The 10,628-nt window shown below is 69.0% G+C and carries 11 protein-coding genes; 4 read left to right on the plus strand and 7 right to left on the minus strand.

Annotated elements, in window-relative coordinates; translation table 11 throughout:
- Positions 1–2 precede the first annotated feature (2 nt).
- From M0R80_21465 to M0R80_21475, 3 genes are all read right to left on the minus strand, one after another.
- A complete protein-coding gene (locus M0R80_21465; GenBank protein MCK9462204.1) occupies positions 3–1,070 on the minus strand; it encodes a response regulator in 1,068 nt (355 codons plus the stop codon).
- Positions 1,071–1,166: 96 nt separating this feature from the next.
- A complete protein-coding gene (locus M0R80_21470) occupies positions 1,167–2,132 on the minus strand; it encodes a glycosidase (protein MCK9462205.1) in 966 nt (321 codons plus the stop codon).
- A gap of 3 nt (positions 2,133–2,135) precedes the next feature.
- Complete coding sequence (locus tag M0R80_21475) at positions 2,136–4,400, minus strand: glycosyltransferase family 4 protein (GenBank protein ID MCK9462206.1); 2,265 nt, start codon at positions 4,398–4,400, stop codon at positions 2,136–2,138.
- A 336-nt stretch (positions 4,401–4,736) separates the two neighbouring features.
- Between M0R80_21475 and M0R80_21480 the strand changes: the two genes are divergently transcribed.
- A complete protein-coding gene (locus tag M0R80_21480; protein MCK9462207.1) occupies positions 4,737–5,669 on the plus strand; it encodes a hypothetical protein in 933 nt (310 codons plus the stop codon).
- On the opposite strand, the gene M0R80_21485 is transcribed toward M0R80_21480, so the two are convergent.
- The 4 genes from M0R80_21485 to M0R80_21500 all read right to left on the minus strand — a co-directional run bounded on the left by M0R80_21485 (position 5,666) and on the right by M0R80_21500 (position 9,463).
- A complete protein-coding gene (locus M0R80_21485) occupies positions 5,666–6,856 on the minus strand; it encodes an MFS transporter (GenBank protein MCK9462208.1) in 1,191 nt (396 codons plus the stop codon). The two genes, M0R80_21480 and M0R80_21485, sit on opposite strands and share 4 nt — an antisense overlap.
- Before the next feature lie 14 nt (positions 6,857–6,870).
- Positions 6,871–7,599, minus strand: coding sequence for a hypothetical protein (locus M0R80_21490; GenBank protein ID MCK9462209.1), 729 nt, complete (start codon positions 7,597–7,599; stop codon positions 6,871–6,873).
- Between the two features lie 38 nt (positions 7,600–7,637).
- Positions 7,638–8,135, minus strand: a complete 498-nt coding sequence (locus M0R80_21495; protein ID MCK9462210.1) for a hypothetical protein — start codon at positions 8,133–8,135, stop codon at positions 7,638–7,640.
- 128 nt (positions 8,136–8,263) lie between these two features.
- Positions 8,264–9,463, minus strand: a complete 1,200-nt coding sequence (locus M0R80_21500; protein MCK9462211.1) for a DUF1566 domain-containing protein — start codon at positions 9,461–9,463, stop codon at positions 8,264–8,266.
- Positions 9,464–9,605: 142 nt separating this feature from the next.
- Here M0R80_21500 and M0R80_21505 point away from each other — a divergent pair, with 142 nt between their 5' ends.
- The 3 genes from M0R80_21505 to M0R80_21515 form a co-directional block, all read left to right on the plus strand.
- Positions 9,606–9,836: a hypothetical protein gene (locus M0R80_21505; protein MCK9462212.1), complete on the plus strand. Its 231-nt coding sequence runs from the start codon at positions 9,606–9,608 to the stop codon at positions 9,834–9,836.
- Entirely contained in the window at positions 9,820–10,266 is a 447-nt protein-coding gene (locus M0R80_21510) for a hypothetical protein (GenBank protein ID MCK9462213.1), read from the plus strand. Before M0R80_21505 ends, M0R80_21510 begins: the two co-directional genes overlap by 17 nt.
- An 86-nt stretch (positions 10,267–10,352) precedes the next feature.
- The coding region (locus tag M0R80_21515) for a hypothetical protein (GenBank protein ID MCK9462214.1) at positions 10,353–10,628 on the plus strand (276 nt) is incomplete at its 3' end.

The raw sequence follows: 10,628 nt of genomic DNA on the forward strand, positions 1-10,628 counted from the left end.
CCCTACTCCTCGTCCTGCATGCCGTCGTAGATCTCGGCGAAGCGCGGCGCGCAGCGGAAGAACGCGGCGTGCACCGCGGGATCGAAGTGCAAGGGCTGCGTGCGGCCGTCGCCCCGGACGAGGATCTCCATCGTCTTCGCGTGGTCGAAGCCGGGCTTGTACGGCCTCGCGCTGCGCAGCGCGTCGTACTGGTCGCAGATGTTCATTATCCGGCCGGACAGCGGGATGGTCTCCCCCTTGAGCCCCCGCGGGTACCCGGTGCCGTCCCAGCGCTCGTGGTGGGTGAGCGCGATCTCCGCGCCCATGATCGTCGACGGCGTCTTCCCGAACTGCAGGATCTTGTAGCCGATCTCCGTGTGCGACCTCATGAGCGTCCACTCGTCGGCGTTCAGCGGGCCCTCCTTGAGCAGGACCGAGTCCGGCATGCCGATCTTGCCGACGTCGTGCATGGGGGCGGCGAAGAAGATGTCGTCGAGGAACTGCTTCTCGAGCCCGAGGTAGGACGCGATCTCCCAGGCGTAGTGCGCGACGCGGCGGACGTGGGAGCCCGTGCTCTCGTCCCGGTACTCCGCGGCGCTCGTCAGGGTGAACGTGATCTCCCGGTACGCCTCCCGGAGCTTGATCGTCGCGTCGTGCACCTTCCGGTCCTGCGCCTTGGCGTGCTCCGCGAGCAGATCGCCGTACTGCTTGAGCTTCAGGAGGTTGCGCACGCGCACCCACAGCTCGTCGGGATCGACGGGCTTCTGGAGGAACTCCTCGGCGCCGCACTGGAGGGAGCGCAGGCGCGAGTCCCGGTCGTCGGCGCCGGTGATCATGATGATCGGGATCCCCTTGGTGCGCGTGTCGGCCTTGAGCCTCTTCGCCACCTCGAACCCGTCGAGCCCGGGCATCCGGATGTCGAGCAGCACGAGATCCGGCGCGTCGTTGGCCACGGCGTCGAGGCCGGCCTTGCCGGTCGCGGCCGTGAGCATCTTGTAGCCCTTGGCCTCGAGCAGGCGCACGATCCAGTCGCGGTTGGTCTTTTCGTCGTCGATGACGAGGATGCGCGGGATGATCGAGAGGTGTTCCACGACGGCTCCTCCGGCACGGTTCGAGGAGATGGCCCTTTGGAGATGTAACGGCCACGCGCGAAACGAGTTAAGTGGCCATTTTCGAGCGGCTCGAGCTCAATCCCACTGGTCGGGCCTGCTCCCGTACTGGTCCAGCCACGCGAGCATGGCCCGGATGCTGCCCGTGGCGAGCGCGATGCACGCGTCCGCCGCGCCGTAGTAGACGTTGAGCGTGTCGCCGTCGTCCCCGCGCGTGAAGCCGCAGGGGAAGACGACGTTGTCGACGTCGCCGCGGCGCTCGTAGTCGGCCTCCGGGCCGAAGATCCACGAGTCGCCGCGCTTCAGGCAGCGCTCCGGCGTCTCGAGATCCATCAGCGCCAGGCCCAGGCGGTACAGGCACCCTCCCGCGGTCTGCCGCACGCCGTGGTAAATGAGGAGCCAGCCGCTCTCGGTCTCGATGGGCGGCGTGCACAGCCCGATCTTGCCCGCGTCCCACCAGGCGCCGTTGCGCGCGGGCAGGACCAGCCGGTGGCTGCCCCAGTGGCGCAGATCGGGCGAAAACGAGAGCCAGATGTGCGCGCCGATGGTGCCGACCGGGCGGTGCAGGAGCGCCCAGAACTTGCCCACCCGGCGCGGGAACAGCGCCGCGTCCTTGTCCTCGGGTGACATCACCGACCCGATGCGCTCGAAGCTCTTGAAGTCCCCGGTCAACGCGAGCGACACGCCTGGGCCGCCGCGGGAGTACGCCGTGTACGCGATCACGTACTTCTTCAGCTCGTCCACGTAGGTGATGCGCGGGTCCTCGACGCCCCAGACCTCCTCCGGGTACTTGTCGATCGCCGGCGCGAACGTCGGCTGCGGATCGATCCGCCAGCGGTCGACGCCGTTCACCGAGCGCGCGGCGCACAGGTGCGAGTGCCCGCGGTGATCCTCGACGCGGCACAAGAGGAGCGTCGTGCCGTCGGCGAGGCGCACGGCGCCCGGGTTGAACACCGTGTTCACGGGGTACGGCCAATCGGCGCGGGTCAGGATCGGGTTGCCGCGGTGGCGGACGAGCAGCTCGTGGTGGATCGACAGGTTCATGGTTCACTTCTCCGTGAGGACGTTCTGGGAAAGGCGCATCTCGACGAGAGCCATCAGGAACGACAGGGTGGACTCGCCGCCCTGGTTGCGGTTGACGCGGTCCGGGTGCAGCCCGTCCCGGCAGCCGCCCGTGGCCGGATCGTAAACCTGCGCGCGCAGCTCGTTGCGGCCGAGGAACCAGTCGAACGTGTTCTCGGCGATCGCGCGCCACCGCCCGTCGCCGGTCATGCCGTGCGCCTCGAGGCAGGCGGAGACCATCGCGCACGCCTCGACGGGCTGCTGGTCGAAGCGCGCCATCTCCTTGCCGCGCGCGTAGAAGCCGTTGGAGCCGACCGGCGCGAAGCAGCCGTCGGCCGAGACCTGGATGCGGGCGAGCCACTCGAGCGAGCGCAGGGCGACGTCGTGCATGTCCCCGCGATCCATCCACTGCGCGCAGAGGAGCAGGGCGTGCGGGAGCCGGGCGTTGCAGTAGCTCAGGCTCTCCTCGAACCAGGGCCAGTCGTCGGTGGCGACCCTCCTGTGCAGCGCGAGCAGGCGCTCCGCGAGGGCGATCCGCGCGTCGCGCACCCCGAGATCGCCCGACAGCTTCCGCAGGTACTCGTGGATCGCGAGCAGGCCGTAGGCCCAGGCGCGAGGCGACTTGAACTCCAGGAGGCGGCGCAGCGAGATGTCGAACAGGCGGCTGGCCATGCCGCGGAGCCCCTCGTTCCCGGTGCGCCCCACGATCATGCCCAGGGCCCACAGCGCGCGGCCGTGGCTGTCCTCCGAGCCGGTCTCCTCGCGCCATTGCCGGCTGAAAGAGAGGAAGTTGCGGAAGCGGCCCGTGTCCTGGTCGAGGGCGTGGGCGAGGAAGGACAGGTACCTCCCGGCGTGCCCCGACTGGATCAAGGTGTCGTCCCCGGCGGCCTCGAGCAGCATGGCGAGCACGACGGCGCGGGCGTTGTCGTCCGTCGCGTAGCCGTGCGCGCGATCGGGGATGTCGAAGATCGCGTGCTGGAAGAGCCCGGTGTCGTCGGTCATCCGCATGAGATGCGTGAGGTTCAGAGGCGGCAGCACATCCGACCGCCGGAGGTGCGGGCGGCCACCGTCGCCGACGCTGCGCTGCTTCGTTGCGCCCGACTGCGTGAAGCTCTCCATGTACGCCTGCGCGACCCTGGGCCAGACCATCGACCGGCCCATCAGGTAGGCCCGCTTGCGCATGGCGTGACGGCGCGCGTCGTTGCCGATGAGCTCGATCGACGCGGCGGCGATCGCGTGGCCGTCGCGGAACGGCACGAGCACCCCGCGGTCCTCGGCCAGGAGCTCCCGGGCGTGCCAGTACGGGGTCGACACCACGGCCTTGCCCATGCCCGCGGCGTACGCCAGGGTGCCCGAGGTGACCTGCGCCTCGTGGAGGTAGGGCGTGAGGTAGACGTCGGCCGCGCCGAGGAACTCGATGGGCTCCTCCTTGGTCACGAAGCGATCGTGGAAGATCAGGTGATCCTCGACCCCCAGCTCACGCGCCAGCCGCGAGAGGGACAGTCGGTAGGCCTCCCCTTCGCGCCGGCGCAGGTGCGGGTGGGTCGCGCCCACCACGAGGTAGACCGTGTCCGGGCAGGCGGCCACCACCTCGGGCAGCGCCTGTATCGCGAACTCGATCCCCTTGTTGGGGGAGAGCAGGCCGAAGGTCAGGAGCACGGTCTTCCCCTCGACGGCGAACTTGTCCTTGTAGAAGTTGGGATCCACGAACGGGACGTCCGGGATGCCGTGGTGGATGAGATCGATCTTCTCCGGCGAGACGCCGTAGATCTCCTGCAGCAGCTCCACGCCGCGCCGGCTCATGACGACCAGCCGGCTGCTCAAGGTCGTCAGCTCCTCCATCACGCGGCGCTGGTACGGATCGGGCTCGCGCAGCACCGTGTGCAGCGTCGTCACCACGGGCATCCTGAGATCGCGCAGCAGCGCGAGGACGTGGCTCCCGGCCGGGCCGCCGAACAGCCCGAACTCGTGCTGGAGGCTCAACAGATCCACGCCGTTGATGTTCAGGAAGTCCGCGGCCCGGCGGTAGGACGCGAGGTCGTTCTCGACGATCTCGAACCGCACCGCCGGCGTGTAGGTGTACGCGCCGTGCGGGTCGGTCACCGCGACGGCGAAGAGCTCCACCGACTTGTAGAGCGCGCCGAGCGCCTCGGCCAGATCGGCGGTGTAGGTCGCGATGCCGCACAGCCGGGGCAGCGAGCTGCCCACGAACGCTATGCGACCCGGCAAGACCGGAGCTCTCGAAATCATGCTCTTTCCTGCCCTTCCGCCGCGGCGCGCACACATCCGCGATCGACGTGGCGGCGGCCGCCGACGCTGCGGTCTCCGTCATCGCGGGATGTCCCTCGCCACCGGCTCGTACGCGGAACGCTCGCGCGTGCTGCTTCGACTTCGGCGGGAGAAATGAGATAGGCCGCTGTAGCGCCTTCCTCCCGAGCTCTTCCTGGTCCCCGTTCCGCACCCGACATGAACGCTACGGGATCAACCTATCAGCTGGAGGGCAAAGCCACAAGGACCGCGGATTTTGTGGATGCGAGCAGAGACGCGACAGCGTCCCGCGCCGCGTGAATCTGGTAGAATCGGGCGGTGAAAGAAGCACGGTTGTCGATATCGGCCGCGCTGCTCGCGGCGCTCGCGTTCGCCTCCTGGGCCGCCCACGCCGGGGAGCAGGGTCCGGCCCCTTCGCGGCCGCCGCTCCACAGGCTCGTCTACGGGAACCTCCTCATCCTGCGCTACAACCCGCTCGGGATCGAGGATCGGATCGAGCTCGAGTACCGCTACCGGCTGCAGAGGAGCGACGACATCTTGTGGAACGACACGTACGTGAGCCTGGGCCTGACGCCGACGGTCAACGCGGCGCTCACCCGCCTCGGCGCCACGCTCGCGGTCAAGCCGATCGCGATCGCGACGCTCTCCGCCGGCTACTACTATGTCCTCTGGTACGACGCCTTCGGCCACCTGCGGTCGTTCGAGAGCCCGGACGACGACTTCTCGGACTCCGCGATCGAAGGCGGCGCCGAGCGGGCGATCGCGACCACTGGGCACGAGCTGCAGCTGCGGGCGAGCCTCGCCGCCAAGGCCGGCCCGGTCGCGCTCTCGAACAACCTCGAGGCGTACTGGGCGGACATGCGGCTCGAGGGCGGCGACCGCTACTACTACCAGCCCCGGCTGGACGTCCTGGCGCACGATCTCCACTGGGCCCTCTCGAACGACACGGATCTCGTCTACGTCACCGGCTTCGGCCTGGTGGCGGGAGTCCGCAACACCGTGACCCACGCGTTCGGCGCCGCGCGCGGCGGTGCCGAGGGCGAGAACACGCCGACCGAACGCCTCGGGCCGCTCCTCGCCTACGTGTTCTTCGACGAGCCGCGCAGCGCCTTCAACAAGCCGACGCTGCTCCTCGTGACCGGCTTCTGGCTCGCGCACAGGTTCCGAACCGGGGAGGACGTGCAAAGGGGCGTGCCGTTCGTCGTGCTCGCGTTCAAGTGCGAGGGCGAGCTCTGGGGGAGCGACGACTAGGCCGCACCGCGGCGGTTCACAAGGAAGAAGACGATCATCAGGACGGCGGCCGCGGCTGCCGTCGATGCGCCGAAGTAGAACGGGACGCTGGAGTCGACCCGGTCGTACAGCACGCCGGCGATGACGCTGGCGGGCAGCAGCGTCAGCCCCAGCAGCGCGTTGTAGATGCCGAGGCCGGTGCCCTGCTTGTTCCGGTCCAGGAGGTCGGACACGAACGCCTTCTGGATGCCGTCGGTGGCCGCAGAGTACACGCCGTAGGCCGCGAAGAGCCCGACGATCACGCGGGTGTCGTTGGTGTGCCCGAAGCCGAAGTACACCGCGGCGTACACGAGGTAGCCGAACGCCAGCATCCGCTCCCGCCCGATCCGGTCGGACCGCTTCCCGAGCGGGATCGACAGGGCGACCGACACGGCGTTGAACACGAGGTAGACCAGCGGGATGTAGGCGACCTGCACGCCGACCTCGTTCGCCTTGACGATCAGCAGCGCGTCCGTCGAGTTGCCCAGCGTGAAGAGGAACACGATGCCCAGGAGCAGGTAGTAGCGCTTCGGGAAGTCCCGGAACCGGAACTTCCGGTACAGGCTCTCCTTCGGCTTGGACGCCTCCTTGATCAGCGACAGGATCGTGACGACCCCGAGCGCCGCCGGGATCGCCGCCAGCACGAACACCGTCCGGTAGTCTTCGGGGAAGAGCTTCAGCAGCCCGAACGCCAGCAGGGGCCCGACGATGGCGCCGCTGTTGTCCATTGCCTTGTGCAGCCCGAAGCTCCGGCCCGTGTCCCCCTTCGCCGCAGTTCCGGCCACCAGGCTGTCGCGCGGCGCGGTCCGCACCCCCTTGCCGAAACGCTCGACGAAGCGCAGGCCCAACAACTGCAACGGCGACACGACCGCGGCGTAGCAGGGCGTCACGATCGCCGTGATCGCGTACCCGACCGCCATGAACGGCTTGTTGCGCCCGATCCTGTCGCTCCAGAACCCGGACGCCGTCTTGACCAGGGCCGCGGTGCTCTCCGCGATCCCCTCGATGACCGACAGCGTCGTCTTCGACGCGCCGAGCGACATCAGGAACAGCGGCATGATCGAGTAGACCATCTTCGTGGACGTGTCGGTCAGGAAGCTGACCAGCCCGGCGTAGAAGATGTTCCGGTTGAAGCCGAAGACCCGGCCACCGTCATCCCCGGCTGGCACCTTTGGCGCCAACGCTAGAAGAGCCTGGCGAGGAGGGAGCGGGCGCCCCCGGTGCGGCCCGACGCGCCGAAGGCGGCGCGGCACCCGCAGCTCCCGTCGTCGCCGTACTCGCTGCATTCGTCGTCGCTGTCACCGTCCGCGTCGGAATCCGAATCGGAATCGGAGTCGGCGTCCGTGTCGCTGTCGCCGCCGCCGTCGGCGCCCGAGTCGGCGTCCGAGTCGGTGTCCGAGTCGGTGTCGGCGTCCGAGTCCGAGGCGCAGCCCTCGACCCCGAGCGGCGTGTCGTCGCCCACCTGGATCGCCTCGACGACGAACCCGTCCGACCAGCCGCACGACGAATAGCCGAACAGCCCCTCGCAGACGATCGTGCTCGCGTCGATGATCGGCATCTCGGCGAGATCCTCGACCCACGAGGCGGGGCCGGCGTCCGCGACCTGGACGACCACGCAGTCGCCCGTCTCGGGGTTCGTGATCCGGAGCTTGGCGTCGCAGTACCACCTGACCCAGCTCGTGGAGTAGTACCAGTCCCCGGTCGCGGTGCCGCCGCACGCCATGCTCTCTCCGCCCGTGAACGACGTCAGCACGTACAGGTCGTCCGCGGGGATGTTGCAGCACAGGTAGTCGTAGTCCGCGCACGGCACGCACTGGGCCGACGCGCGCGGCGCCTGCACCGCGACGGCGGCCGCGAGCGCCGCGGCGGCGAGCGCCAGGATCGCCTTCCCGTTCCCCTTCTGGTCGGGCATCTCCCTCCCCCGTTCTCGCCGCGCCACGCGATCCGCGGCTACTCGGCTCCCTCCGGGACGACGTAGACGGCGTCGTCGGAGCGGGTCCAGTTGTTGTCCTCGTCGCACTCCACCACGGAGTCCAGCGGGTCGACGCTGACGATGACGTAGTAGTAGCCCTCGGGCGGGCCGTCGCCGACCGGCGCGATCGGATCGACGGACACGCAGTCCCAGGACGCGACGCCCACCATCGGCGCGGACTCGAAGACGCCCCAGGCGGTGTCGGACCAGTCCGGCGTCTGCGACAGGAGGATCTGGTACCTGTACCCCGCGTCCGAGGTCGCGCCGCCGATGTTGCACAGCGTGATCTCCTCGAAGTCGAGCACGGTGCCCGCCGCCTCGTAGGTCGAGAACGAGAAGCCGTCCACGATCAGGTCGGGCTCCCAGTCGCACGACCCCTCCTCGTAGTAGTCGTGCCCGCCGTACGGGGGGAAGCAGCCCGCGAAGAGCGCCGCGAGCAGGAAAAGCCGGGAAGCGCGCAGGATCGATGCCTTCATGGTTCCCATCCTCCTGTGGGTTTCGACTCCATGGGACGACTCTACCTCACCGGCCTTCCCGCCCGCAACGAGGAGGTTCCCCCGGCCGAATGACTCTGGGCGCTTTTCGCGGCACTTTCCGCTCGCGCCTACTGTCCGGAGCGCACGCAGCGGGCGCCGGCGCCGATGTTGACGCCCCAGTGCACGCCCCGGGCGTCGAAGTGGTTCACGTCTCCGCGGTAGAAGCTGGCGAACCACGCGCGGTCGTCGTCGAACGGCGACGAGCTCCAGTAGGCGGGGTAGGCGTCCTGCGCGAACATGGCGTTGCAATCGGCGCTGGCGCTGCACTTCGCGCACAGGCCGGGCTTCCCGCGCGCCACCTTGTCGTCGCAGCCGCCGAGCAGATCGACGTACTCCTGGCGGGAGGGGAGCCGATATCCGGGCGGGCAGGCGCCTCTGGCCTCGGTCCAGGACATCCCCTTCACGTCGCCGCCGCACATGACCCCGAGCCACGTGCGCCCCAAAGGGCAGCGCAGCCAATAGAGGTTCGTGCCGGGCTGTCGCACCTCCGCGCTGCCGGGCTCGACCGGCGCGCTCGCCTGCGGCGCCGGCGGCGGCGGCGGCTTCACCGGCGACAGGAACAGCTGCACGACGGCCTGGCACTGCGCATCGCTCGCGTCCGCGGCGGACACGCACCTGTCGTAGGCGCCCGCCTGCCGCAGCGCGCCGGCCGAGTCGCCGCTCGACGCCCCGGCGCCCGCGCCGAAAACCTCGACGCCCGCCGCCGCCTTGCGCTTCGCCTCGGAGACGAGCCGGTAGGCGCCGATCGCCGTCGCGGACACGAAGTGCGTCGCGCGCGCGCACTCCCCGTTCAACTGTGCGCCGTCGACCTCGTTGACCGCGGTCTGCTGCATCCCGAGGATCGCGTAGTCGAGCGACCACCTGTCGCCCTGCCGGAACTCGCCGACGAGGCTGATCGCGCCCACCGGCAGCTTGGCGAACACCTCGTCCTCGCTGGTGATGTACTCCGTGTTCGTGCTCAGCGTCGTCGGCTCGAGGTCGTACGCGCCCGGCTGCTCGCAGCCGTACAGCACCTCGAGATCGCAGCCGGAGTAGCGGACGAGCAGCACGCCCTTGCGCGCGGCGGCCTGCATCCGCGCCTTCTGCGTCGCGTCCCACTCGACGAGCCACGGGTCGGTCTTGCCCGAGACGTTCTCGCACTTGAACTTGCCGCCGCTCCCGCCCGACGGGGTCGCCATTCCGCTCGGGCCCTCGGGCAGCGCGGGCGCGCCGCACGCGGAGAGGACGAGCGCGACGAGGACCGGAAGCACACGACGGGCGTTGGGCATCGCTTCTTCTCCGAGCTGCGGGCGCGGTGGATGGGCGGATCAGTGATAGCCGTTCACGGACGAGGTGGGAAGCGGAGAGACGGGATCATGTCCACGGACGCGCCCCCGCCGATCAGGGAAGCCGCGCGGAGAAGCCGCGCGGATGGCGTTCCGGCTCGAGACTGGCTATAGTCGATCCATGGGGATGGAGGAGCGCACCGAGGCCCGCCGCAGGCGCATGATCGCGCACCGCGCCGTCGACTACGACGACGCCGAGCGGTGGGATCTCGAGTTCTGGTTGAGCATGACGCCGCAGGAGCGCCTGTCGGCGCTCGTCGCGATCCGCAGGGACGTGGAGAAGGTGCGGGCAGGACGCCGTGGAAACGATCCGTGACTTCGAGGACATGCTGGAGCTCCTCGCGCGGCACCGGGTGAGGTACCTCGTCGTCGGCGGGCTCGCTTTCATCTATCACGCGAAACCCAGGTACACGAAGGACATGGACCTGTGGATCGAGTTCGCGCCCGAGAACGTCGAGCGGGCCAACGCGGCGCTCGCGGAGTTCGGCTCGTCGGCCCTGTTGAGCCCGGATCACGACGAGGAGGTGCTGCAGCTCGGGATCGCCCCCGACAGGATCGACTTCTTCCTCCGCATGGGCGGGATGCGGTTCGAGGACGCGTGGGCGAAGCGCATACGGGGCAAGTACGGCGACACCGTCGCCAATTGGATCGATCTCGACTCCCTGCTCGCCATCAAGAGCGCCATCGACACGCCGCGGCACCAGGAGGACGCGCGGGTGCTGCGCGAGGTGAAGAAGCGCCGCTAGGCACCGCTCGTACTGCCGTCCCGAAGCCCGTTCCGGAATTGCGTGGCGTCGGAAGTCGCCCGCGTTGGCGAGGAGCCCCCTGCCGAATGACTCCGGGCACTTTTTCGGCGGCGATCACTTCGCAAGGTTTGCCGATCGATCGGCTTCCCGATGCCGATCACACCACAGACGACTTCCGATCGATCGGTTCCTCGATTCCGATCACACCACAAGCGACTTCGGATCGATCGGTTCCCCGAAGCCGATCACACCACAGACGACTTCGGATCGATCGGTTCCCCGAAGCCGATCACACCACAAGCGACTTCGGATCGAACCGTCCCGCGATGCCGATCACACCACAAGCGACTTCGGATCGAACC

This window comes from Pseudomonadota bacterium (genome assembly GCA_023229365.1).
GTDB lineage: Bacteria > Myxococcota_A > Polyangia > JAAYKL01 > JAAYKL01 > JALNZK01.

What these genes read in the sequence shown, in the direction of transcription:
- M0R80_21470 (MCK9462205.1), bottom strand. Translation starts at nt 2,132, where the DNA reads ATGAACCTGTCGATCCACCACGAGCTGCTCGTCCGCCACCGCGGCAAC.
- M0R80_21475 (MCK9462206.1), bottom strand. Translation starts at nt 4,400, where the DNA reads ATGATTTCGAGAGCTCCGGTCTTGCCGGGTCGCATAGCGTTCGTGGGC.
- M0R80_21490 (MCK9462209.1), bottom strand. Translation starts at nt 7,599, where the DNA reads ATGCCCGACCAGAAGGGGAACGGGAAGGCGATCCTGGCGCTCGCCGCC.
- M0R80_21495 (MCK9462210.1), bottom strand. Translation starts at nt 8,135, where the DNA reads ATGAAGGCATCGATCCTGCGCGCTTCCCGGCTTTTCCTGCTCGCGGCG.
- M0R80_21500 (MCK9462211.1), bottom strand. Translation starts at nt 9,463, where the DNA reads ATGCCCAACGCCCGTCGTGTGCTTCCGGTCCTCGTCGCGCTCGTCCTC.
- M0R80_21505 (MCK9462212.1), top strand. Translation starts at nt 9,606, where the DNA reads ATGGCGTTCCGGCTCGAGACTGGCTATAGTCGATCCATGGGGATGGAG.